The sequence below is a fragment of the Aphanothece hegewaldii CCALA 016 genome (assembly GCF_003007785.1).
Lineage (GTDB): Bacteria > Cyanobacteriota > Cyanobacteriia > Cyanobacteriales > Microcystaceae > Chroococcus > Chroococcus hegewaldii.
In genome coordinates this window covers 16,620-39,207 of sequence record NZ_PXOH01000026.1, presented here as the reverse complement: position 1 = coordinate 39,207, position 22,588 = coordinate 16,620, and the positions used below count along the sequence as shown (strand labels likewise).

Genomic DNA, 22,588 nt, shown 5'->3' with positions numbered 1-22,588 from the left:
TAGATTTTTCTCGATCTTTTGTCAATTTGACTACACAATGGGTTCTAATAATGCTTCTTTGATTACTTTTAATACCCGTTGATCTTTGACCATCCAACCATGTAGGATTACTGGAATCTGAATCTCTTTACCCATACCTAATAAGGTACTACTCGGCGGTATGATCATTAAATCATAAGGAGTCCAAATAAAAGTGCATTTTACTTGATTTAATTTTTTTTGGCAATCTTTATTCAAATCTTTAATAAATTCACTATCTGGGCGCATTTGTACGATCCCAGGTAAAGGTAATGAATAAGCAACAGTTGTACCTCTATTGGGTGCCGAAATATTAATATATCTTTGAACCTGTTTTGTCCCATCTAAACGTTGTAAATAATACCTTGTAATTAAGCCACCCATACTGAATCCAATAATATCAATGGGTTGCTCATCGGAAAAAGTATTAGTAATATAATCAGCCATTTGTGAGGCTAAATCTTCTAATTTTGCGCTGCCATAATTCGGGATCAAATTAAGGGAATGAACTGACCAACCCCCTAGCGCTAAATACGCGGATAATTGATCAAAAACGGTTACTGTATCGTAAAGACCATGAATAAGAAGAACTGGATTTTTAACCATTGTCATAAAGCGATCGGATTGAAAATGTAAAGTTTTATCACAACACAATAAAAATTATGAATTTATTATATCATTTACATCATTTTCTTACAGATACTTGAGAAAACAACGCAATAGTTAATAGATACTTCAAGGAGAATTAGAAACCTCTAAGTTATACTTTGAAATAAGGTACAAAAACTAGAGAACCACGATAGTTATTATTACTCATTATATTTTCAACTTAAAACGATTAATTTCCTTGCGGGCTAAAAAAAACCAAACTAAAATTTTTACAAAAACGACCCTCTAGACAAAGGAAAAAACCTATGACTCAAGTAGACTTATCAACCCAAAATAATCATCTAACTCGCCTTGAAGAACCGATTCATTTATATCATCAAATTCAACCTCATGGCGTTGTTTTTGTTCTCGACGAACCCGATTTAAACATTGTTCAAGTAAGTAGTAATGCTCAACAGATTTTAGGTCTACAAATTGACGAAATTTTAGACGCTAACTTAGAAGATATTTTTGATTCTTTCCAACTTGAACCTATCAAACAAGGAATTCAAGACAATAATTTTGATTTTCTTAATCCTTCTAAAGTTTGGGCGAGAGTTAAAGGCGATGAATATGTGGTATTTGATGCGATTTTCCATCGGAATTCTCAAGGTGTTTTGATCCTAGAATTAGAACCCGCGATCTCTTATGAAAATATCCCTTTCTTGAGTTTCTATCATCTAGCAAAAACCTCTATTAATAAACTCGAAGAAACTGCCACATTGAATGATTATTGTCAAGTCATTGTACAAGAAATTCGCAAAATGACCGAATTTGATCGCGTCATGTTATATCGATTTGATGAAGAAAATCACGGTGATGTACTCGCAGAAGATAAATTAGAAGAATTAGAATCTTATTTAGGTTTACGTTTTCCTGAAACCGATATCCCCAAACCCGCAAGACAATTACTTAGTTCAAATTGGATTCGTCTAATTCCCGATGCAAAAGCAGAATCTGTTCAATTAATTCCTGCTATTAATTCTATTATTGAGCAACCCATTGATTTTACCCATTCAATTCTTAGAAGTGCCTCACCTTGTCATTTAGAATATCTCCATAACATGAATGTGGGATCTTCCCTGACTATTTCTTTAATCAAAGATCAAAAACTTTGGGGAATTATTGCCTGTCATCATCAAACTCCGAAATATGTATCCTATGAATTACGGAAAGCTTGCGAATTCTTAGGACGCGTTGTATTTTCGGAAATATCCTCTCGTGAAGAAACCGAAGATTATGATTATCGGATGAGACTTACTTATATTCAATCCCTATTGATTGATTATATGTCCCAAGATGATAATTTTATTAACGGTTTAGTCAATCATAATCCCAATCTTTTGAATGTTACCAGTTCCCAAGGTGCAGCTATTTGTATTGGGGGAAATTATACTAAGGTAGGAAAAACACCAGAAGAAGAAGACCTAAACTATCTCATTCAATGGTTACAAAATAACGTTGAGGATGATATTTTCTATACAGATTCTTTACCGCAAATTTATCCAGATGCAATTAAGTACAAAGATATTGCTAGTGGACTATTAGCCATTCCCATATCTAAACGAAATTATGTACTGTGGTTCCGTCCCGAAGTCATTCAGACGGTAAACTGGGGAGGAGATCCCAATAAAGCGTTCTTTACCTCTAATAATAATGGAAATCTCCGTTTATGTCCGCGCAAATCCTTTGAATTGTGGAAAGAAACAGTACGTTTATCCTCGCTTCCTTGGAAACAAGTCGAAGTCAATGCAGCATTAGAACTCAGAAAAGCGATCGTTAATATTGTACTCCGTCAAGCGGACGAATTAGCCCAACTCGCGCAAGATTTAGAACGGTCTAACGCTGAATTGAAAAAGTTTGCTTATGTTGCATCCCATGACTTACAAGAACCACTTAACCAAGTCGCTAACTATGTACAATTACTAGAAATGCGCTATCATGGGGAACTCGATGAAGATGCCAAAGAATTTATCAATTTTGCGGTAGAAGGGGTTAGTTTAATGCAAACCCTCATTGATGATGTTTTAGCTTATTCTAAAGTCGATATGCAGGGTGTAGAATATCAACTGACCAACGCTGAAACCGCATTAGAAAGAGCTTTAGCTAATCTACGGGGACGAATTGCCGAAACAGGTGCTAAGATTACTCATGATCCCCTACCGACCATTTTGGCAGACGGCACACAATTAATGCAATTGTTCCAAAATTTGCTCGGAAATGCGATTAAATTCCGTAGCGAAAAACCCCCAGAAATTTCGATTAGCGCACAACGCTTAGATGATGTCTGGTTATTTGCGATACGCGATAATGGTATTGGGATTGATCCTCAGTTCTCTGAACGAATCTTTGTTATTTTCCAACGTCTGCACACACGGGATGAATATCCAGGTACAGGAATGGGGTTAGCAATTTGTAAGAAAATTCTTGAATGTCACAGAGGTCGAGTTTGGGTAGAATCTGAACTCGGACAAGGAGCCACATTTTATTTTACCATTCCCATAGGAGGCCGTGAACGTGATCGCAGAAGAGGTCGCCAAGCACAAAATTATCTTGTTGGTGGAGGACAGTAAAGCTGATATCCGTCTAGTACAAGAAGTGCTGAAAAGTAGTTCTGTTTCTCATGAACTGATTATCGTCAGAAATGGGATGGATGCAATGGCCTATTTGCGTCAGGAGGGAGAGTTTAGTAATGCTCTCCGTCCTAACCTGATTTTGCTAGACTTGAATCTTCCTCGTAAAGATGGTCGAGAAGTGCTTGCAGAGATTAAATCTGATCCTGAGTTAAAGCGCATTCCAGTTGTTGTTTTAACGACATCGCGCAACGAGGAAGACATTTATTATAGTTATGAATTGCACGTCAATTGTTATATTACTAAATCTCGTAATCTCAATGAACTTTTTAAAATTGTTAAAGGAATTGAAGAATTTTGGTTAGCAACAGTAACCTTACCTTTTGAATAAGCAAAAATGGTTACAGGAGGAAATACAGGACGTATAACAATGATTTCGACTGATCTCATCCGTGTTTTGCTCATAGAGGATAATCTCGCTGAAGCAAGACTCCTACAAGAAATCCTCAAAGGTTCCCAACCTAAACAGTTTAGTTGGTCTCATGTGCAACGTCTTAAAGATGGACTCGCACAACTGCAAAAAAAATCTTTTGATGTTATTTTACTCGATTTAACTCTTCCAGATAGTCAAGGGTTAGATTCTGTTGTTTCCTTAGTCCAAAAAGTTCCACAACTCCCGATCGTTGTTTTAACGAATACTAATGATGATAAACTGGCCTTAGCTGCTTTACGATGCGGAGCGCAAGATTATTTAGTTAAACGTCAGGTGAATTTAGATTTGTTAGTCCGTTCTTTATGTTATGCGATCGAACGAAAACAAACCGAAGAAGCTTTAAGAGAATCCCAAAAAGTACTAGAAGTGCGAGTACAAGAACGCACCGCAGAACTCGAAAAAGCACAAGAACTCAATCAGTTAAAGACTGAGTTTGTTTCGATGCTATCTCATGATTTTAGAAATCCTTTGAATACGATTCTTTTATCAGCAGGATTATTAGAAGATAGCCGCGATCGTCTTACAAAAGAACAGCAGATATCTTATTTTCGCATGATTCGTACAGCAATTAAAGATATGGATCAATTATTAACTGAAGTGCTTTTAATTGGTCGTGCAGACTCAGGAAGATTGCTGTGTCAGTTTGAAGCGATTGATTTAGAATATTTTTGTAAAAGAATCATTGAAACTTTCCAACTCAGTAACCCAGAAAAATATCAAATTATTTTGACAACTCAAGGTAACTTACAAGAGGGGTTGTGGGATGAAACTTTATTACGACACATATTTACGAATTTAATGGGAAATGCGATTAAATATTCACCCCAAGGCGGTACAATTCATTTTACCGTCAAACAAGAAGCAAAACAGATGATTTTCTCTATTCAAGATCAAGGAATTGGTATTCCTCCAATAGAATTAGAAAATCTATTTTCACCTTTTTATCGTGCTAGTAACGTCGATACCATACCTGGAACTGGTTTAGGTTTAGCGATTGTACAGCGATGTGTTGAAGCCCACCAAGCCACAATAAGCGTAAAAAGTCAAGTAGGATTTGGGACAACTTTTACCGTCATATTTCCGATTATTGAAGAATAAAAAAGCGATCGCTATCGGGCTTATATTAATTATTACTAACGATAGGTGCAATCTTGCCCCTTTTAACTTGATTATTTATGATCATAATCTTTCCATGTAGGAGAACAAAAAATGAAAACCCCTGAAGCTGCTCAAGCAAATACTAACAAACCTGCCAACGTTGTTTGGGGAATTGGCGTTTTAACCGTTTTTGGTTTAATTATCGCCTTTGCCGCCCGTCTATAAGATAATCTGTAGGGGTCGCGGAAGGCGACTGCACGCCGTATCACGGAATTCTAAATTCCGTGAGCGGTGCAGTTTGGTTGCCAAACCCTGATTAATTTATGGCAAGAAAAAGCGATCGCTGATTCTGACTAATTTTGTTTAATAATTTTAAACGTTTTTGTTCCCACCATTCGTCTGTTACTTCAATTGTTTCTACGCTTTCAAGACCTTCTAGCAAAAGTGATTCTAACTGTTCTTGAGCCGCTGTTTTTTGATCCTGTTCAATTAAATAATAAATATATTCCTCAAAACTGCTATATCCACTGGTAGCAATACGTTCAGATAAGAAATCATTTAAAGAATCAGATAGCAATATATTATAAGTTTTCATGATTAATATTCAGCTATTCTAATTAGTATTTTTATATTACATCATACATCATTTTTAAGATTACAAAAAAATAGTATGATATAATACAAAAATTATACTTTTTCAAACTTTACTACTATCTTTAGCTTTGGTTGCATACTCAATAAAACGATTCATATCCGCTTGTAAAGTCGTTTCCACGACACGACCCACTAATCCATTATCCATCAATTTAGCCAACCAATCGGGAACCCCATAAGCAACGGTTAGTTTAACTATACTGCTACCATGTCGATCGTAAAACCGAACAGCACCACGATTCGGTAAACCATCCACCGATTCCCATTGTAGAATCTGTAAAGGAATAACTTTAACCGTTTTCGATAACCAAGTAAATTCTAAAGCACCACTGGCTAACTTCCAACGAGATAAATCGGGATCATTCTCCATCACTTTAACCGAATCGATCCACTTCATCCAACGGGGCATCTGTTCTAAATCAGACCATAAACCCCAAACAAATTCAATAGGGGCATCGACTTCAGCTTGTACCGTATGTTCTAACCAACTTGTCATAAAAAGTTTTTAAGAATAATTATTACTATTGTGCTAGATTCGGCGTAATCCTGCCCACAAAAACGAAGATTAAACCACTGAGGTAGAAAGGGGAGTTTTTAGGGCTTCAGCTTGAGCTAGAATCGCCTTAGCCGCTTGTTTGCCAGATAAAGTAGCCCCCTCCATACTATCGATGTAATCTTGTTGTGTATAGCTGCCAGCTAGGAAAAAGTTAGGAATCGGTGTAATCTGATGAGGACGATAACGATCCATCCCAGGAGCTTCACGATACAAAGATTGTGCTAATTTAACTACACTATACCAAGTCATATTCAGTTCACGAGACGAGGGGAACAATTCATGTACTTGTTTTAATACGTGTTGGGCGATATCCTCATTTTTGGCTTTAATAAACGGATCACCAGGAGTCAAAACCAACTGTAATAATGATCCTTGTCCCTCTTTATAATAATCACTGGGACTGGTTAAAGCCATATCAGCAAAACAAGAAAAATCAGCTTGATGAGTATAAAGTAAATTATCGATTCCGACGGCTTTTTCTAACTGTTTACGTTGTTCAGGATTTTGTAACTCTGTCACCCATCCATCAAAACGTAATTGTACCGTGGCTACAGGAACCGCATCAAGTTTAAAGATATTATCAAACTCCGAATATTTACGCCATCCATCGGGAATCAAACGCTGAATACCAGGCACATCGCAAGCGCAGACATAAGCATCAGCAGTAATGATATCTTCGCTTTCACCATTTGCTACAACAATACCAGTAACTTTGATTTTTTCTTCGGTGTATTGTATCTCTCTGACGCGCCGTCTAGTATAAATTTTCGCGCCTCTCGATTCTAAATAATTAACGATCGGTTTGTGTAAATATTCATCGGGTGAACCTTCCAACATCCGTAAAACTGACGCTTCTGTTTTCGCTGCGAAAAACTGGAAGATGGTTAACATACAACGTGCGGATATATTTTCTGTATCGATAAAACCAAGGGCGTAAGCAATGGGGTTCCACATTTTCTTTAAACTTCCATCATTTCCCCCATGACTCCGAAACCAATCGGCAAAACTAATCTTATCGAGTTCCCGAATGCTGTTCATCGCTCCATTAAAGTCTACCAAACCTCTTACAATTGGGCTAGTTCCCAAAGCGAGAGAATTAGCGAGTTTATCGACTGCTGAGAGTTGGGAAGTCGTGAAAAAAGCTTTTAATCCATGAAACGGCGCACCAGTAAAAAAGCGGAAATCGAGTTCGCCGACTTTTCCCCCTTGATTGATAAAAGTGTGGGTATGTTCCTTGAGCAAAAGAGATTCAAACGCCCCAACTTTTTTCATGATTTCAAACAAGTTGTAGTAGCAACCGAAAAAGACGTGTAACCCCATTTCCAAATGATTGCCATCCGCGTCTATCCAGCTTCCCACTTTACCACCTACAAAAGGACGAGATTCAAAGATTTCTACCTCACATCCTGCATCGACTAAATCAATCGCTGTTACCATTCCAGCTAATCCAGCACCGACGATCGCAACTCGCATTCACTCAAATCCTAGTAACGTTTCCTTTTTATAATATAAACCGAACACTAGAGGTTTTCTGCTTTGATCGTTTCTTGTTTACGGAAAACCGCATCTTTCACTAACTAACAACTCCTCTAAAATGTAAGAATAACGCCAATCAACCTTACTTAGAAAATAAACTTAAAAACTATGGGATTCTTTGACTCAGAAGTCGTCCAACACGAAGCTAGACAACTGTTTGAAGAGTATCAATCCCTGACGCAATTAGGGAGCGAATACGGTAAATTTGATCGTGAAGGGAAAAAGATGTTTATTGAAAAGATGGAAGATTTAATGGATCGCTATCGAGTCTTTATGAAGCGATTTGAGCTATCAGAGGATTTTATGGCAAAAATGACTGTTGAACAACTCAAAACTCAACTCAGTCAGTTTGGGATGACTCCTCAGCAGATGTTTGATCAAATGGATTGGACTTTAAAACGGATGAAATCGGAAATTGAATATTAATTTCTTTAAAGATTTCTTGACAATAAAGACCTTTCCCCCATGTAAAACTAATCAGGGAAAGTTCTTACATTTATTAATGATCAGTTTTGCGCCGAATGATAACCGTTAAGAATGTCTTGCATTTCTTCGGTAGCTAAACGTGCGCCAAAACGACTGACGATCCGAGATGCAGCTAATGAGGCTAAATTCCCGGCTGCGCGATCGCTCATGCCATGAGTGATACCATAAAGGAATGCACCAGCATACATATCACCTGCACCGACGGTATCAACTGCTTGCACGGGAACGGGCGCTATTTCGAGTAAGTTTTCCCCATCAAAAATGATGGAACCATTAGCCCCACGAGTCATGGCAAAACATTTAGATAGGGTTTTTAGATAAGCGATCGCATCATTAATATTATGAGAATTAGCCAGTTTCATCGCTTCAGTTTCGTTCGCAAAAATCAGATCTATTCCGTCCCCAATCATCTCTAAAAGACCATTTTTAAAAAAGCTTGCCATATTAGGATCAGATAAAGAAAGCGAAGTTTTAACCCCTGATTTCATCGCAATTTCTCTCGCTTTGATCGCTGCATTTTTTCCAGTGGCAGAAGTTACTAAATATCCTTCTAGATAAATATATTCTGAGTCTGCGATCGCATCAGGTACCAATTCACTCGTCGATAGAGTACCCGTAATCCCTAAAAAAGTATTCATCGTGCGATCGGCATCTGGTGTTACCATTACGATACATTTACCCGTTGTACCGCTTTCTCGATCGGTATAGCGTAAATTGGTATCTAAACCACAGTTGATTAAATCTTCTAAATAAAACGAACCCGTTTCATCATTCGCCACTTTACAGGAATAAAAACCTTTGCCACCTAGTTGACTAATTGCCACCATTGTGTTAGCAGCCGAGCCACCGCTACACCGTTTACAATGAAGTTTGGTTAATTTAACGACAATTTCCGCTTGACGGGATTCATCAACGAGAGTCATAACCCCTTTATCTATTTTTAATTCTTGTAGGATTTCTGGAGTAACTTCAAACTCCATATCTACCAGAGCATTACCAACACCGTAAACGTGATATTTTTTACTCATGCTTTTATCCTGCGTGATTTAAACACTTGACCTTAATGTAAAGTTTAGATGGTCATTGGTCAATAATAATTAATCTAGCCCCTCAAAATTTTAACGGTCAATGTAACACATATGCTAACGCCAGAACTGATTACCCTTGGACGCTATCTTGCAGGAGAATTCGAGAATCAAAAACAAGCGATCGCCGAACCGATATGGTATGTTCATCTTATTCTTTGGTTACGTCCTGTACCTCTATTTACTGAAGATAGTCTGACTTTGTTTGCAGAACAGGCTAATATTGTTAAGTTAGACCAGCCCTATCGTCCTCGTCTTCTAAGATTGCGTCAAATGCAAACCAGTCCGCTTGTGATTGAAGTTCAGCATTATATGTTTAATGATATTCGATCGATTCAAGGTGCAGGACGCAACCCCCAACGTTTACAAAATATTACACTCGATGAGATCACCGTTTTACCAACTTGCAATCTTGCGGTTAATCTTGAACGATTCGGGGGCAATAATTTTCACTTTAAAGCTTTGCCCACCTCCAATACACCTTGTAGCTTTACTTATGAGGGCGCAACTTTTCAAGTCTCTTTAGGGTTTGAAGTGTCTTCCGATGAGTTGAAAACTTATGATAAAGGAATTGATCCTAACACAGGTCAAGGGATCTGGGGGGCGATGATGGGTCCCTATTGTTACACAAAGCGTCAGGATTTTTCGTCGGAGTGGCAAATTTAGACTTTTATATATGAATGCTCATTCAGGTGTTATACTAAAAATATCTGAACGATGGTTCATATGTTATTTAGGAGAAAATTAATCATGGATTCACTAACGGTAAACTTAATGAAATGTGCGTGCGAATCTTGTCTGTGTGTTGTTGACACCACAAAAGCAGTTCAAAAAGACGGAAAAAATTATTGTAGTGAGATTTGCGCTAATGGTCATCCAAATGGTGTAGGGTGTTCTCATAGTGGCTGTCAATGCCATGCTTAAAGAAACTGATAATAGATAACTGTAGGGGTAGGGAGTCCAAACCCTCGTTTTTAGAGGATTTGGAGACTAAATCCCTACATAATTTTTGTATAGAGTATTTATAGCAAAATTAATGTGGAATTGATAAAGATGGGTCATATTGACTTTCAGAATCTTTAATAATTAAAGATGATTCTGCTAAAGGGATAATGATTTCTACTGTTGTTCCTTTCCCTAAACCTGGGCTAAATAAAGTAATATCACCACCCATTAAAGAAATCAGATTTTTAGAAATAGCTAAACCTAAACCCGTGCCGCCAAATTTACGTGTAGTAGAGCCATCAATCATAACAAAAGGACGGAATAATTTATGTTGTTGACTCGGTTCGATGCCAATTCCTGTATCTTTAATCGTAATAAATGCCATTGAATCATCAGCAACCGTACTAATCGTAATACTACCAACTTCAGTAAATTTAATTGCATTGCTTAATACATTTAATAAAACCTGTTTTAGTTTAGCAGCATCACCATAAATCATAATATTAGGTTGCCAATTGGAAAGATTTAAGATAATTCTTTTCTTTTGAATATGAACTAATTGTAAATTGACCACTTCTGTTAAAAGCTTTTTAAGTTCAATTGGCTCAGGATGAATAGAAAGTTTACCCGATTCAATTTTAGCAATATCTAAAATATCATTAATAATTCCCAGTAAATGAACCGCCGCATTATCCGCCTGTTGTAATAATTCTTTCTCCTCTTCTAAATCATCACAATAACCATCTTTTATAATTCTTAAACATCCAATAATTCCATTTAGTGGTGTGCGTAATTCATGGGAAGTTGTAGCGAGAAATTCATTTTTTAATTGATTGGCATTTTGGGCTTCACGCCAAGAAGATACAACCTCATCACCCCAAGTTTTGAGTGATTCTAACATATCATCTAATGAGGTTGCGAGTTGATCGAGTTCTTTGATATAAAAATTTCTGGGAATAGGATCTTGAGAGTGAATATTATCTTTATTTAACGCATAATCACGAAGTTTTTCAATAGGACGTGATAATTCACGAGCAATATATAAAATGGCTAAAATATTTCCAATGAGTAATGTTAAAACCATGTTAGCAAGAACATTTTTAATATCTCTCAAAGGTGCCAAAGCATAGTCAAGAGGACTAACTGCTAAAACAATCCATTTTTGGTTTTTGTCAGAGGTTAAGGGACTCGGAATAGAACTATAACCCGCTACTATTTCTACACCGTCTTTTTCAAAAGAAAATAAATGAAGAAAATCTCTTCGCCCTTCGATCGCACTATTAATTAAACTTTTTAATCTTTTATAATCTTCTTCTTGAGTAATATTTAAACCAATTCTTTGCGGGAGTGGATGGGCTAATATAACACCGTTTTGACTGATCACAACAGGATAACCCGTTAATGAGCCTGGTGCCATTTTCTCTCGATTGATTAAACTTGTTTTAATGCTAAGAGAATACTTTAGCTGATTTTTTTGATCATAAACAGGAACGGAAAAAAGTAAATTAAGTTGTGAAATACTGGTGGATTTATTTTCATCAGGTGTCGGCAGTTTTTGAATATAGACAGATGAAGAATTGGTTAAAATTTGTTTTTTTTGAGTTGGCCAATCAGCAAAAGGAACTGGATAAATGATTTGCTTATTACAAGTACTATTGATGAGTTGATTTGTGGGAAGTTCAACCAACTGAACACAATTAATTTCTGAGGAAAATGTATTAGCTAATTGTTCTAAAAATGGCTGTTGATCTTTTGACTCATCTAAAGTGAAAATTACATGATCACTAGCAGTGGCTAAATTGGTTTTTAAAGCTTTAATCAAACGCTCCATACTTTCACCATTTCTGACAGCACTTTCCGTCAGGTTTTGACGTGCTGTTTCTAAAAAAGCCGATCGCGCTTTACGATAAGTGATATAAACACCCATTAATAAAATGGGGACACTCACTAACAGTAAACGAGTCAGAATAATGCTGCGAAACGAAAATTGATTCCAAGGCATATAGACTGTTTTTTTTGTCATTAGCTGTGTTCCACTAGAAATAATATTAGCTTAGTTAGTTAAATTAATCATGAAACGACCTCAAACCGTAGTTATTTTGGCGATGTCACTCGATGGTAAGATAGCAGATGCTAAACGAAGTAAAGCCCGTTTTTCTTCTTCAGTGGATAGATTCCATTTAGAAAAACAACTCGCTTATGTAGATGCTGCTTTGTTCGGGGCGGGAACTTTACGGGCTTACGGAACGACTTTACCAATCAAGACTCCAGATCTAATCGAATGGCGACAACAACAAAATAAACCGCCTCAACCGATCCATATTGTTTGTTCTGCGTCTGGAAATATTGATCCTAATTTCCATTTTTTTCGTCAAAAGGTTCAGAAATGGTTATTAACGACGCACAAGGCGACTCAGTTATGGTTTGAAGATCCCAATTATTTTGAGAGAATTTTACTTCTTGAAGACTGGAACACCTTACTTGAACAATTATGGGAATACGGAATCAAAAAGCTTGCTATCCTAGGAGGAGGGGAATTAGTCGCTTCACTGATTGAGCAGGATTTGATTGATGAATTTTGTTTAACCCTTTGTCCGGTGATTTTAGGGGGTGTGGATGCGCCAACGCCCGTCGAAGGAACGGGAATAATAGGTACAGGGGCGCGGAATTGGGAATTGTTCAAGGTGGAACGGGTTGAAAATGAACTTTTTCTTAATTATCGGCGAGTCACAGTTAGTTCATAGGATACAGCAGCCAATCTAGGTTAACTTGTATTAAATAGTTATTAACCAAAGATAAAAGCACCCAAGTGTTATAAAAGAAACATGAACGCATCCGAACAAGCAAAAGGATTAGAACTCGCTACTAAAATTGCTTCTGTAGTCAGCTTATTTAAGTTAGCTTTTCCTGATGCTAGGGCAGACCTCAAACCCTGGCATAATGATCCTGATACCCGTGAATGGATTGATCCTAATTCGATCGATATTGGGTTCCATTTACCCGGTTGGAGTCCACGCTTTCAGAGTCGGAGTATTCTTGTCCAAATTCGCTTTCATAAAGATCCAGAAGAAAAGAAAGAACGTCTCATAGGGGTAGAGATAGTTGCTTTCAATCATCAAGGGCAAGCTTGGCGAATGTCTACGATCGATGACTGGCAATTAGTCGGATCTTATCAACCAGTGGCAGATGTTGTAGACAAGCTAAAGCAATTTTGCCGACAGGTTTTCGAGTTATTTAACCCGTAATTTAAAAGGCGTTTATCGACAATCGTCATCTTTATCGCCTTTACAATCGCTATTAGCAGCAAATGTAAAATGATCCCCATGATGTTCGTACTCTGTTGCCGTTGCCCTCAAAGTGGGGCTAAAAGTCACGCCTAGAATGAGCAATAGGGTTACGATCGTTTTCATTTTTAATGCTCCTTTTCATTAATTTAACGATTTATCTCTACAATAGTCGTTTATGATTAGGATGTCAGTCCCATTGCCAATCTTTTTACATATCATATATTGGCTTTATTGTCAAGAAGAATAAAGTAGAAATTAATACTCGTCAAAACTCACCGATTGTAGCGATCGTCCTGTGGTTTCGACTTTAAAAAAGTAAGTTAACACAGCAGCCAAAACACAGATCACAGCCAGTATAACAAGTAAAATCGGTGTCCCAAAATCTTTTTGTAAAATGGGCAAAGCAAACGCCCCTAAAACCGCCCCTGCTTTTGCTACCGCCGCCGCAAATCCCGCACCAGAAGCCCGAATCGAAGTCGGGAAAACTTCACCCGATAAGAGAAAAGTTGTGGAATTTGGGCCAGCATTCATCATTAAATTAAACACAAAAAAGCCTAAAAAGACCAAGGCGACATCAAACCTACTCCCATCATCAATTACATCAGATGCCGCCAAAATTACAAGCCCAACCGCCATACCAACAAAACCGACAATTTGTAATTTAATGCGTCCGACGCGCTCAATGAGAAGAATAGCTACGATAAAGCCAATAATTAGAAATATATCGACAAAAGCGGCTCCTTTTGCGGAGGCGAATTCTTTATCGAGAAAGTCAGTTTGATTAGAAAAAGCTAAAGCACCAATAATCGCGGGCGTAAAAATCCCGATGCCATAAGTCGCAATATCTTGTAGAAACCAAGGAATCGTCGTTAAAAGCGTTCTTCTAATATAGGGAGGCGTGAATAATGTACCATATTCTAGACTGGGTTCGCGTTCTCTTGGATCAGTTTCGGGTGTAATCTTAATCGGTTCATTGAGTAAATCTGAGGCGGATTGGGTTGCGGCTTCATAGTCTCCTTTTGCGATAAAATAACGAGGGCTTTCGTGCAAAAAACTAAAACGTAAAATACCGACAAAAATCGCTAAAACTAAGCCAACTCCAAGCATCCAACGCCAAGCATACTGAATCGCGGGTAACTCGGAATCTGGGTAAAAAGTTTGAAAAAGATGGATAACGACTAGCCCCGTAATTGCCCCTAAAAGTGCGCCAAAAGCCTGAAATGTGAACGCACCAATCACCATACGTCCCCGCAGCCGAGAGGGGACATTTTCGGTGATATAAGACACACTAATCGGATAATCCGCCCCAATTCCTACACCAACAAGAAAGCGAAAAATAATTAAAGAAATCGCATTCCAAGCGAAAGCAGTTCCCGCCGTAGCAACAACAAAAATCGCAATATCGACGAGTAACATTAACTGACGGCCAATCTTATCAGTAAGCGGCCCTAGTGTCAGTGCGCCCACCAGTGAACCCGCTAAAGCAGCGACAGCAATGGCTCCTACTTCGGTGGCACTAAGTGTAAAATCGCGTTGTAAGAATGGGAGTGCAAGGCCAATAATAAATAAGTCAAACCCATCTAGTGCAATTAATCCGGCGGACAATGCCCACAATAACCACATGGTACGGGTAATGTTAGACTCATCTAATCGTTGCTCAAAAGATATCGGTTGAGCCGTTGCCTTTGTTGTCATCAGATTTTTATCCTAAGTTTTTCGGTCTTCCCATATTCTGACGCAATTTTTTAATCAAACCATCCAATAACTTCATCGGAAAGGGTTCTAGATGATCCATTTGGGGCGATTAAACGTTCGACATAATTCGATGATCTTCTAAAATTTTGTACGATCGCCGCCTTTGGGGGTTCGGGTTCGGGTTCGGGTTCGGGTTCAAATTTAAGTGATTGCTCTTCCTGTTTTTCCATCAACTGGGCGTATAATTTTTCGATTAACTTTTTTTGGTCTTCAATTTGGGTTTGAGCTTCACTTAATTGATTCGATAAGGTTTGTTTTTCTTGTAATTGCTGTTCTAATTGTTGGTTTATTTCCTTGATTTCGGTTTCTAAGGCTTGTTTTTCTTTAACTTGTTCTTGTAAGGTTTTAACTAAATTCTGTTGTTTTTCTAATTCTAATTTTATATCTGGACTTTCTTCGATTTCTGTGGTATGCGGCGGAGTAACTGATTCAGGTTCGGGGGTTGTATTTCGGCGACGAGATGTTTTAGCAGTGGGGGTTTCTCCCTCGGTTGTCGGGTTTTCTTTGGCTACTTCTTCGCGTAGTAAATCAGATAGTTTTTTTTTCATAATAATTACCAGTCTCTTTCTAATTCTTCAGCAACACGGCGATAGTCGGCGGCGGCTTCAGAGGCATTTTTCCCGCGCCATTCTTTAATCGGTAAACCGTCTAAAACTGCCTTTTCATGGGCTTTATAAGAACGTATAAAAGCATGACACGCGGGTATTCCTAATTCTAGGAGGGTATTTTGTGCCTCTAAAGTTTCTTTTAGACTGCGAGAATCGACTTTCGTTAACAAGACTCGATATGGCATCTTCAAAGGCATGACAGCAGTTTGTACCGTTTCAATTAATGCTGTCAAGTCCATCGGTGCGGGTGGTGTCGGTAATACCAAATAATCAGATGATTGAATGACTGTTTGGAAAACCTCAGAATGTAAAGCGGGAGGGGTATCAATCACTACTAAATTATAGTCTTTTACTTTGCGTAAGTCGGATAGTAATTGAGTATCGGTTTCTTTCGTTAAATCAAAATCCATACCCGCGTCACTACGTTCTATCCACCATGTCGCCGAACCTTGAGGATCTGCATCTACTAACAATACTTCGTGTTTTTCCCCCCAAATTGCCGCTAAATTAACGGATGTCGTTGTTTTTCCGACTCCCCCTTTACCATTCACCACCGCGACAATTTTAGGAGTCTGCACCGATGTTGTTGAGGATGCTTTCTTGGTTTTCATTATTGGGATAATACTTTTCCCCTCGTGATTGCTATTAGTTTCTCATTTTATCCCGATTGGGCATACTAGATCTTTTTTAAGACTTTTCTTTGGAGATAAATTTAAACTATTTTGATTAACCATCCAACGAGCGCTCCTCCTATGATTAACCAAGTTGTATTGATTTTGTAACGTAATAATAAAATAGTAGCAACAAGAGCAATGACGATCGCACCTAAATCAACAGGTTGTAAAAGGGTTGAGTATGCTAATTTTAATAAGACAACCGCCATTAATGCTACAGCACTGACATTCACTGCATCTAAAAAAGCACTTGCCCATTTTGATTGTCGCATTTTAGGAATAAGTGGATTTAAAGCCAATACAAAGAAAAAAGACGGTAAAAATATACAAACAGTGGCGATAATTGCCCCTGGAATTCCTAAAATAATATAGCCGATAAATGTGGCTGTAGAAAGAACGGGACCTGGTGTAAACTGTCCGATAGCGACTGCATCTAATAATTGTTGTTGGGTTAACCAGTGATATTGATTAACTAATTCTCCTTCTAGAAAAGCAACTAAAACATATCCACTGCCAAATAATACACTACCTACTTTGAGAAAAAATAATCCAAGTTGCCCTAGACTGGGAGTTACTAAAGTACTTACACCTGTCGATGTTTGAGCGACTAAACTTACTCCAAAACCGCCTAAAATCATTGTTGTGGTTGCTTGGTTAGATAATAAATTTAAAAACAACATTCCGACAATTCCACCCACTAAAAGTGCAATGATTTCATTAAAGCCTAGTAATAATAATCCCACTACGCCTAAGCCAATGATTAATAATTTACGATTTTTAATCGCTTTTTGTCCTAGTTTCCAAACTGCATTTAAAATAACGGCCAACACAACCGCTTTAAGACCGTAAAATAAAGGTGCAATTTGTGGGAGAGTGCCAAAAGACTGATACATCCAAGCAAAAAAACCAGTAATAATAACAGCCGGTAAGATAAAGCAAACTCCAGCTAAAATGAGTCCTGGCAATCTACCTAAAATATAACCGATATGAATCGCCATTTCTGTCGAATTCGGACCAGGAATGAGATTAGTCGCCCCAACTAAATCGAGAAAATCTTCTCTAGACATCCAGCGACGACGGTTAACAACCTCATCTTCCATTAGTGCGATGTGTGCAGCCGGTCCGCCAAAACCAATTATACCGATTTTTAAGAAAAGTAATGTTATGTTTTTTAAGTTTGGGTAAGTAGATGTACTCATGATGATTGTTGGACAAATCACCTACAGTCTAAAACTTTTTTGCTTTGGTGTCTCGGATGATTGATTTTAAAATGTATCATCATTTAAAAGTTTCAATCATTTTCTTTGATTGGACGATTAAACGTGTATAGTATTTTAATCATAGTTAACCGTGACCTTAACATATCTTAATAGCTTATGGATGGAAATTTGATATTATTCAACATTTTAAATCCGCCCGTTCTCTTTTTCTTTTTGGGAATGATAGCGGTTTTTGTCAAATCTGATTTAGAAATTCCGCCACCATTGCCAAAGTTATTTTCACTTTATTTACTTTTAGCAATTGGGTTTAAAGGAGGATATGAACTTGCAGAAAGTGGGTTAAATACAGAAGTTATTCTGTCATTACTAGCAGCTATTATAATGGCTTGTCTTGTGCCAGTCTATACCTTTTTTATTTTAAGATTAAAGTTAGATGATTATAATGCGGCAGCGATCGCGGCGGCTTATGGTTCAATTAGTGCGGTAACATTTATTACAGCGAGTTCGTTTCTCGAAAAGCTACAGATTCCTTATGGTGGTCATATGGTGGCAGCACTTGCTTTAATGGAGTCCCCAGCTATTATTGTTGGTCTAATTTTGGTCAGGGTTTTTGCAGCAAAAAAAGAAACTAATGAAGAGTTTTCTTGGCCTAAAGTTTTACATGAAGCTTTTTTAAATGCTTCGGTTTTTCTTTTGGTAGGAAGTTTAATTGTTGGAATGCTTACAGGTGAGAAAGGATGGCAAAAATTAGAACCTTTTACCCAGGGTATTTTTTATGGGGTGTTAACCTTTTTTCTCTTAGATATGGGATTAATTGCCGCTAGAAAAATTAAAGATTTAAAAAAAACAGGCTCATTTTTAGTCGGGTTTTCTCTACTCATTCCGATGTTAAATGCGTTGTTAGGAATTCTCCTCGCCAAAGGTTTAGGCTTTACGGTGGGAAATGCTTTATTATTTGCTGTCTTGTGTGCTAGTGCATCTTATATCGCTGTTCCTGCTGCAATGAGATTAACAATACCAGAAGCCAATCCTAGCTTTTATGTTTCAATGGCTTTAGCTTTAACTTTTCCCTTTAATATTATTGTCGGAATTCCACTTTACTTAGAAATTATTAAACTGATTGGAATAGGAATATAAAAAATGAATGAAGTAATGAGTTTTTTTGAGGAAGTAAAAAGAGTAGAAATTATTGTAAATCACTCTTATTTAGAAAAAACCTTGAGGATTTTAGATGAAGTTCAAGTATCGGGTTATACAGTGATTGATGATACGGCAGGAAAAGGCGATCGCGGTATATCTTGTTCGGATATCGGTTGTGCTTTTAGTGGTAGTTATGTGATGACGGTTTGTAAAGATGAAACTCAACTGAGTCATCTTGTGGAAAAAATTAACCCAATTCTCAAAAAAGGGGGCGGAGTTTGTTTAGTCACTGACGCTAAATGGGTTCGTCATTAAGCATCAGTATTAATACGCTTATCTAAGGCTTAACCCTTACACCTTCTAAGTCTAATGCTAATATCTGTACATCGGCTTCCACTTCTTCCATTGCCCAAGTCTCGCGCATTGCTGTAACGACATATTCTGCTTGCGGACGATAGGCTAAAGCGAGTAAAGTGGGACCTGCACCACTAATTACTACATTGTAAGCCCCACTCGCTAAGGCGGCTAGTTTGACGGCATCGTATCCTTTAATTAGGGTTAGACGATAGGGTTGATGAATCATATCATCCATTGCTTGACTTAACCAGTTGCCGTTTCCTGTCTCCAGTCCACGAATTAATAAGCCCATATGCGCGATATTAAAAATAGCATCTTGTCGGCTATAATCTTTGGGTAATACGGCGCGGGCGGCTTCGGTAGAGAGTTCAAAGTTAGGTATTGCGACGATGGGAATAAGATCATCATGCCAAGGAATTTCGCAAATTTGCCAGTTTCCAGGCTGTCCGACGGATAATTGACATTTTCCGAATAAAGCTGGTACAACGTTATCTGGATGACCTTCAAGGGCGATCGCAAGTTCCATTACATCATTGATACTAAAGGGTTGCCCCGCTAGTTCATTTGCACCAACTAAACCGCCAACAATTGCTGTAGCAGAACTTCCTAAACCACGCGCTAAAGGTACATTTAAGCCAATTTCGATTTTTATGGGTGGTGGGGTTAAACCTGCGTGTTGATATAACGAAAGAAAAGATTTATACAATAAATTATCTTTGTCAGTGCCTACTTTTGCCGCTTCTGTTCCCGTGACACTAATTTCTACGGTTTCTGGAGTATCGAGAATGGTAAAAGTAAAATCATTATACAGGGTTAAAGCTGCCCCTAAACAGTCAAAACCGGGGCCGATATTTGCGGTGGTTGCGGGTACAGTGACGGTAACAGAATTCATATTTTTAGGTTAAACAAGGCTGTTTGAGTTGAGTTTTCCAAGTTTCTAGATCAGCTAGAGAGCGATCGCGGTATGCTTGATATCGTTCCCGTTTACTGCGGATTTTTGCGTCAAAACTGGGTAATATACCAAAATTCGGGGGCATCGGTTGAAAATGTTTGACAGATGCGGAACTGATAAACTCAAACAATGACCCCATCATAGTTGTTACAGGTAAAGTAAGGGGTTCTAGTCCTAAGATTAATCTAGCGGCATTCGTTCCCGCTAACCATCCTCCTGCTGCTGCTGCGGTATAGCCTTCGGTTCCCACTAATTGACCGGCTGCCAATAAAGTCGGACAGGTCTTAAACTGTAAGCTAGGGGAAAGTAACTGAGGAGAATTAATAAAAGTATTACGGTGCATGACACCCATCCGGACAAATTCGGCGTTTTCTAACCCTGGAATCATGCTAAAAATGCGTTTTTGTTCACCCCATTTTAGATTCGTCTGAAAACCGACCATGTTCCAAAGTTGCCCGGCTTTGTCTTCTTGGCGTAACTGTACCACAGCATAGGGTCTTTGTCCGGTATAACGAGCATCCGAAAGACCAACGGGTTTTAGTGGCCCGTAACGCATCGTATCTTCACCGCGTCTAGCGAGTTCTTCTATGGGGAGACAAGCTTCAAAAAACTTGGCTGTCTCGCGTTCAAAGTCTTTTAATTCGGCTTGTTCGGCTATGCACAATTCGTGTAAAAAGTCAAGATATTGCTCTTTAGTAAAAGGACAATTTAAGTAGGCGGCTTCTCCTTTATCGTAGCGAGAGGCGAGAAATGCGATATCTTGATTGATGGAATCTCCCGTAACAATGGGACTAGCGGCATCGAAAAAGCTAAGATAGTCCATCCCCGTAAAGCGTTGGAGATCTTGCGCTAATGCGGGACTGGTTAGGGGTCCAGTGGTTAGAACAACTATACTATCTGTGGGGATTTCGGTTACTTCTTCGCGGCGAAATTCGATTAATGGGTGACTGGCGAGGGTTTCGGTGAGTTCTCGGCTGAATATCGCTCGATCTACGGCTAAGGCACCGCCTGCGGGTACGGCGTGTTGATCGGCTTTTTGGATGATAATTGAATTAAGACGGCGCAATTCTTCGTGTAGTAAACCGGCTGCGCGATCGCTTTCTTTCGCCCCAAAGGAATTACTACAGACTAACTCGGCTAATTCGGCGGTATGATGGGCAGGACTGGAGCGAACTGGACGCATTTCCGAAAAAACAACAGGAATACCAGCGCTTGCGAGTTGCCATGCGGCCTCAGTTCCAGCTAAACCGCCGCCAATAACATGAACGGTAGAATAATTCATAGATTGTTATTTTAACATAGAATAATTCTATAACTATGATCGATCGTTTATTATGAATACTCAATTAATTAATTCTTTAGTAAATATTATTAATTCTCTAAGTCAGGAAGAAAAACATTTACTTGATATTCAGTTAAAGAAAACTTCTGAAGCTAAAGAAGTTCAACCTTTAAGGATGAAAAATGAACCTTTTGTTGGAATGTGGCAGGAGCGAGAAGATTTAAAAGATAGTACCGAATGGGTACGCCAACTGCGTCACTCAGAATGGATGAGTTAATTCACATTAATAAATGGGAAAACAAATATGATTTTATCTTTATTAAAAACAAATTTGGTTAATTTTGATGAGTTTATTCACTGGTATCCAGAAAGCTCAGAAAATCGTTATGAATTGCATGATGGAGTGATTATATCAATGCCTAAACCGCGAGGAAAACATTCTCAAATTGCTGGATTTTCCATGAATGAACTCAGTTTCGAGATTCGACGGTTGGGTTTACCTTATTTTATACCAAAAGAATGTCTTATTAAGGCAGATGATTTATCTGGATATGAGCCAGATGTTATTGTTTTAAAGAAGGAATTTATTAAAAATGAACCGAGATGGGAAAAAGAATCTACAATTATCTTCGGACAATCTATACAATTAGTTATTGAAGTAGTCAGCAGCAATTGGAGTGATGATTATGCTCTCAAATTAGATGTTTATGAATCAATAGGTATTGCTGAATATTGGATTATTGATTATTTAGGTTTAGGTGGAAGAAAGTTTATTGGCTCTCCTAAACAGCCAACTTTAACGATATATAATCTTGTAAATGGTGAGTATCAATCCATTCAATTTAGAGGCAATGAGTTAATCAATTCTAAGAGTTTTCCTGAGTTAAAATTAACCGCAGAAGATATATTTAAAGGAGAGTAAATAAGTAGGAAATTCTGTTCAAAAATGATGAAAGTTTAAAATTATTGAGTTAATTATTAGAACTCTTGCACAAATATTTTTATCTAAACTCAGTACCGCCAGGACCGCCAGTGAATGAATTCACTGTCTTATAGCTGAAGTCCATTAAAATGGACTGTAAGCCATTCAATTAGTCGGTTTTAACAAGGGGCTGTCTGGGCGACCTGCGCGCCCAGCTTGTAAGCCCCGCCGACTTTAGCTATGAGACAGGGATTTTAATCCCTGGTGATATTGTTATTCTAGCGATTACCCAATTAAAT

25 protein-coding genes are annotated in these 22,588 nt (G+C 38.1%); 12 read left to right on the top strand and 13 right to left on the bottom strand.

The window, feature by feature from the left end:
• Positions 1–30 precede the first annotated feature (30 nt).
• On the bottom strand, positions 31–624 hold the full coding sequence (locus C7H19_RS18885; protein ID WP_245927635.1) for a lipase family alpha/beta hydrolase: 594 nt from the start codon (positions 622–624) through the stop codon (positions 31–33).
• 308 nt (positions 625–932) lie between these two features.
• Between C7H19_RS18885 and C7H19_RS18880 the strand changes: the two genes are divergently transcribed.
• Genes C7H19_RS18880 through C7H19_RS18870 form a run of 3 tightly spaced genes read left to right on the top strand, consistent with a single transcriptional unit; the run spans position 933 to position 4,830 of the window.
• The gene (locus C7H19_RS18880) at positions 933–3,239 is read left to right on the top strand and encodes a sensor histidine kinase (RefSeq protein WP_106458480.1); all 2,307 of its coding nucleotides are present in this window, start codon (positions 933–935) and stop codon (positions 3,237–3,239) included.
• Complete coding sequence (locus tag C7H19_RS18875; protein ID WP_425428919.1) at positions 3,187–3,630, top strand: response regulator; 444 nt, start codon at positions 3,187–3,189, stop codon at positions 3,628–3,630. The genes C7H19_RS18880 and C7H19_RS18875 overlap by 53 nt, the downstream gene beginning before the upstream one ends.
• Before the next feature lie 39 nt (positions 3,631–3,669).
• The gene (locus C7H19_RS18870) at positions 3,670–4,830 is read left to right on the top strand and encodes a hybrid sensor histidine kinase/response regulator (protein WP_106458501.1); all 1,161 of its coding nucleotides are present in this window, start codon (positions 3,670–3,672) and stop codon (positions 4,828–4,830) included.
• Between the two features lie 316 nt (positions 4,831–5,146).
• On the opposite strand, the gene C7H19_RS18865 is transcribed toward C7H19_RS18870, so the two are convergent.
• From C7H19_RS18865 to zds, 3 genes are all read right to left on the bottom strand, one after another.
• Positions 5,147–5,425, bottom strand: a complete 279-nt coding sequence (locus tag C7H19_RS18865; protein ID WP_106458478.1) for a type II toxin-antitoxin system ParD family antitoxin — start codon at positions 5,423–5,425, stop codon at positions 5,147–5,149.
• A 102-nt stretch (positions 5,426–5,527) separates the two neighbouring features.
• On the bottom strand, positions 5,528–5,980 hold the full coding sequence (locus C7H19_RS18860) for an SRPBCC family protein (RefSeq protein ID WP_106458477.1): 453 nt from the start codon (positions 5,978–5,980) through the stop codon (positions 5,528–5,530).
• A gap of 69 nt (positions 5,981–6,049) precedes the next feature.
• Complete coding sequence (gene zds, locus C7H19_RS18855; protein ID WP_106458476.1) at positions 6,050–7,513, bottom strand: 9,9'-di-cis-zeta-carotene desaturase; 1,464 nt, start codon at positions 7,511–7,513, stop codon at positions 6,050–6,052.
• Positions 7,514–7,684: 171 nt separating this feature from the next.
• Between zds and C7H19_RS18850 the strand changes: the two genes are divergently transcribed.
• Complete coding sequence (locus tag C7H19_RS18850; protein WP_106458475.1) at positions 7,685–8,002, top strand: DUF1825 family protein; 318 nt, start codon at positions 7,685–7,687, stop codon at positions 8,000–8,002.
• Between the two features lie 80 nt (positions 8,003–8,082).
• Here the strand turns inward: C7H19_RS18850 and C7H19_RS18845 are convergent, their stop codons facing one another.
• Complete coding sequence (locus C7H19_RS18845; protein ID WP_106458474.1) at positions 8,083–9,090, bottom strand: adenosine kinase; 1,008 nt, start codon at positions 9,088–9,090, stop codon at positions 8,083–8,085.
• Between the two features lie 111 nt (positions 9,091–9,201).
• On the opposite strand from C7H19_RS18845, the gene C7H19_RS18840 reads away from it, so the two are divergent.
• Together C7H19_RS18840 and C7H19_RS18835 are read left to right on the top strand one after the other, a co-directional pair.
• Complete coding sequence (locus C7H19_RS18840; protein WP_106458473.1) at positions 9,202–9,813, top strand: chromophore lyase CpcT/CpeT; 612 nt, start codon at positions 9,202–9,204, stop codon at positions 9,811–9,813.
• An 84-nt stretch (positions 9,814–9,897) separates the two neighbouring features.
• On the top strand, positions 9,898–10,071 hold the full coding sequence (locus C7H19_RS18835) for a metallothionein (protein WP_106458472.1): 174 nt from the start codon (positions 9,898–9,900) through the stop codon (positions 10,069–10,071).
• A gap of 109 nt (positions 10,072–10,180) precedes the next feature.
• Here C7H19_RS18835 and C7H19_RS18830 read toward each other — a convergent pair whose 3' ends face one another.
• Positions 10,181–12,115, bottom strand: a complete 1,935-nt coding sequence (locus tag C7H19_RS18830; RefSeq protein ID WP_245927634.1) for a HAMP domain-containing sensor histidine kinase — start codon at positions 12,113–12,115, stop codon at positions 10,181–10,183.
• Positions 12,116–12,164: 49 nt separating this feature from the next.
• Here C7H19_RS18830 and C7H19_RS18825 point away from each other — a divergent pair, with 49 nt between their 5' ends.
• Together C7H19_RS18825 and C7H19_RS18820 are read left to right on the top strand one after the other, a co-directional pair.
• Positions 12,165–12,836 (top strand): RibD family protein, encoded by a 672-nt coding sequence (locus tag C7H19_RS18825; RefSeq protein ID WP_106458470.1) that lies wholly within the window; start codon positions 12,165–12,167, stop codon positions 12,834–12,836.
• Positions 12,837–12,917: 81 nt separating this feature from the next.
• Positions 12,918–13,337: a hypothetical protein gene (locus C7H19_RS18820; RefSeq protein WP_106458469.1), complete on the top strand. Its 420-nt coding sequence runs from the start codon at positions 12,918–12,920 to the stop codon at positions 13,335–13,337.
• 12 nt (positions 13,338–13,349) lie between these two features.
• Here the strand turns inward: C7H19_RS18820 and C7H19_RS25850 are convergent, their stop codons facing one another.
• From C7H19_RS25850 to chrA, 5 genes are all read right to left on the bottom strand, one after another.
• On the bottom strand, positions 13,350–13,502 hold the full coding sequence (locus C7H19_RS25850) for a hypothetical protein (RefSeq protein ID WP_181280668.1): 153 nt from the start codon (positions 13,500–13,502) through the stop codon (positions 13,350–13,352).
• Positions 13,503–13,634: 132 nt separating this feature from the next.
• Positions 13,635–15,074 carry an MFS transporter gene (locus C7H19_RS18815; protein ID WP_106458468.1) on the bottom strand — a complete coding sequence of 480 codons (1,440 nt, stop codon included), beginning with the start codon at positions 15,072–15,074 and terminating at the stop codon, positions 13,635–13,637.
• A 50-nt stretch (positions 15,075–15,124) separates the two neighbouring features.
• Positions 15,125–15,682, bottom strand: coding sequence for a hypothetical protein (locus tag C7H19_RS18810; RefSeq protein WP_106458467.1), 558 nt, complete (start codon positions 15,680–15,682; stop codon positions 15,125–15,127).
• 5 nt (positions 15,683–15,687) lie between these two features.
• A complete protein-coding gene (locus tag C7H19_RS18805) occupies positions 15,688–16,353 on the bottom strand; it encodes a ParA family protein (RefSeq protein WP_106458466.1) in 666 nt (221 codons plus the stop codon).
• Between the two features lie 101 nt (positions 16,354–16,454).
• Positions 16,455–17,615, bottom strand: a complete 1,161-nt coding sequence (gene chrA / locus C7H19_RS18800; RefSeq protein ID WP_106458465.1) for a chromate efflux transporter — start codon at positions 17,613–17,615, stop codon at positions 16,455–16,457.
• Between the two features lie 177 nt (positions 17,616–17,792).
• Here chrA and C7H19_RS18795 point away from each other — a divergent pair, with 177 nt between their 5' ends.
• Together C7H19_RS18795 and C7H19_RS18790 are read left to right on the top strand one after the other, a co-directional pair.
• Positions 17,793–18,773 carry a sodium-dependent bicarbonate transport family permease gene (locus C7H19_RS18795; RefSeq protein WP_106458464.1) on the top strand — a complete coding sequence of 327 codons (981 nt, stop codon included), beginning with the start codon at positions 17,793–17,795 and terminating at the stop codon, positions 18,771–18,773.
• A 3-nt stretch (positions 18,774–18,776) separates the two neighbouring features.
• Positions 18,777–19,091, top strand: coding sequence for a P-II family nitrogen regulator (locus C7H19_RS18790; RefSeq protein WP_106458463.1), 315 nt, complete (start codon positions 18,777–18,779; stop codon positions 19,089–19,091).
• 22 nt (positions 19,092–19,113) lie between these two features.
• Here C7H19_RS18790 and thrB read toward each other — a convergent pair whose 3' ends face one another.
• Positions 19,114–20,025, bottom strand: coding sequence for a homoserine kinase (gene thrB / locus C7H19_RS18785; RefSeq protein WP_106458462.1), 912 nt, complete (start codon positions 20,023–20,025; stop codon positions 19,114–19,116).
• Between the two features lie 4 nt (positions 20,026–20,029).
• Positions 20,030–21,367 (bottom strand): FADH(2)-oxidizing methylenetetrahydrofolate--tRNA-(uracil(54)-C(5))-methyltransferase TrmFO, encoded by a 1,338-nt coding sequence (gene trmFO / locus C7H19_RS18780; protein WP_106458461.1) that lies wholly within the window; start codon positions 21,365–21,367, stop codon positions 20,030–20,032.
• Positions 21,368–21,419: 52 nt separating this feature from the next.
• On the opposite strand from trmFO, the gene C7H19_RS18775 reads away from it, so the two are divergent.
• Together C7H19_RS18775 and C7H19_RS18770 are read left to right on the top strand one after the other, a co-directional pair.
• Positions 21,420–21,644, top strand: a complete 225-nt coding sequence (locus C7H19_RS18775; protein WP_106458460.1) for a hypothetical protein — start codon at positions 21,420–21,422, stop codon at positions 21,642–21,644.
• A gap of 27 nt (positions 21,645–21,671) precedes the next feature.
• Positions 21,672–22,289 (top strand): Uma2 family endonuclease, encoded by a 618-nt coding sequence (locus C7H19_RS18770; protein WP_106458459.1) that lies wholly within the window; start codon positions 21,672–21,674, stop codon positions 22,287–22,289.
• The last annotated feature ends 299 nt before the right edge of the window (positions 22,290–22,588 follow it).

Bases quoted from the DNA above. Each gene is read 5' to 3' on its own strand.
- C7H19_RS18885 (WP_245927635.1), bottom strand. From the start codon at position 624: ATGGTTAAAAATCCAGTTCTTCTTATTCATGGTCTTTACGATACAGTA.
- C7H19_RS18880 (WP_106458480.1), top strand. From the start codon at position 933: ATGACTCAAGTAGACTTATCAACCCAAAATAATCATCTAACTCGCCTT.
- C7H19_RS18870 (WP_106458501.1), top strand. From the start codon at position 3,670: ATGATTTCGACTGATCTCATCCGTGTTTTGCTCATAGAGGATAATCTC.
- C7H19_RS18865 (WP_106458478.1), bottom strand. From the start codon at position 5,425: ATGAAAACTTATAATATATTGCTATCTGATTCTTTAAATGATTTCTTA.
- C7H19_RS18860 (WP_106458477.1), bottom strand. From the start codon at position 5,980: ATGACAAGTTGGTTAGAACATACGGTACAAGCTGAAGTCGATGCCCCT.
- zds (WP_106458476.1), bottom strand. From the start codon at position 7,513: ATGCGAGTTGCGATCGTCGGTGCTGGATTAGCTGGAATGGTAACAGCG.
- C7H19_RS18850 (WP_106458475.1), top strand. From the start codon at position 7,685: ATGGGATTCTTTGACTCAGAAGTCGTCCAACACGAAGCTAGACAACTG.
- C7H19_RS18845 (WP_106458474.1), bottom strand. From the start codon at position 9,090: ATGAGTAAAAAATATCACGTTTACGGTGTTGGTAATGCTCTGGTAGAT.
- C7H19_RS18840 (WP_106458473.1), top strand. From the start codon at position 9,202: ATGCTAACGCCAGAACTGATTACCCTTGGACGCTATCTTGCAGGAGAA.
- C7H19_RS18835 (WP_106458472.1), top strand. From the start codon at position 9,898: ATGGATTCACTAACGGTAAACTTAATGAAATGTGCGTGCGAATCTTGT.
- C7H19_RS18830 (WP_245927634.1), bottom strand. From the start codon at position 12,115: ATGACAAAAAAAACAGTCTATATGCCTTGGAATCAATTTTCGTTTCGC.
- C7H19_RS18825 (WP_106458470.1), top strand. From the start codon at position 12,165: ATGAAACGACCTCAAACCGTAGTTATTTTGGCGATGTCACTCGATGGT.
- C7H19_RS18820 (WP_106458469.1), top strand. From the start codon at position 12,918: ATGAACGCATCCGAACAAGCAAAAGGATTAGAACTCGCTACTAAAATT.
- C7H19_RS25850 (WP_181280668.1), bottom strand. From the start codon at position 13,502: ATGAAAACGATCGTAACCCTATTGCTCATTCTAGGCGTGACTTTTAGC.
- C7H19_RS18815 (WP_106458468.1), bottom strand. From the start codon at position 15,074: ATGACAACAAAGGCAACGGCTCAACCGATATCTTTTGAGCAACGATTA.
- C7H19_RS18810 (WP_106458467.1), bottom strand. From the start codon at position 15,682: ATGAAAAAAAAACTATCTGATTTACTACGCGAAGAAGTAGCCAAAGAA.
- C7H19_RS18805 (WP_106458466.1), bottom strand. From the start codon at position 16,353: ATGAAAACCAAGAAAGCATCCTCAACAACATCGGTGCAGACTCCTAAA.
- chrA (WP_106458465.1), bottom strand. From the start codon at position 17,615: ATGAGTACATCTACTTACCCAAACTTAAAAAACATAACATTACTTTTC.
- C7H19_RS18795 (WP_106458464.1), top strand. From the start codon at position 17,793: ATGGATGGAAATTTGATATTATTCAACATTTTAAATCCGCCCGTTCTC.
- C7H19_RS18790 (WP_106458463.1), top strand. From the start codon at position 18,777: ATGAATGAAGTAATGAGTTTTTTTGAGGAAGTAAAAAGAGTAGAAATT.
- thrB (WP_106458462.1), bottom strand. From the start codon at position 20,025: ATGAATTCTGTTACCGTCACTGTACCCGCAACCACCGCAAATATCGGC.
- trmFO (WP_106458461.1), bottom strand. From the start codon at position 21,367: ATGAATTATTCTACCGTTCATGTTATTGGCGGCGGTTTAGCTGGAACT.
- C7H19_RS18775 (WP_106458460.1), top strand. From the start codon at position 21,420: ATGAATACTCAATTAATTAATTCTTTAGTAAATATTATTAATTCTCTA.
- C7H19_RS18770 (WP_106458459.1), top strand. From the start codon at position 21,672: ATGATTTTATCTTTATTAAAAACAAATTTGGTTAATTTTGATGAGTTT.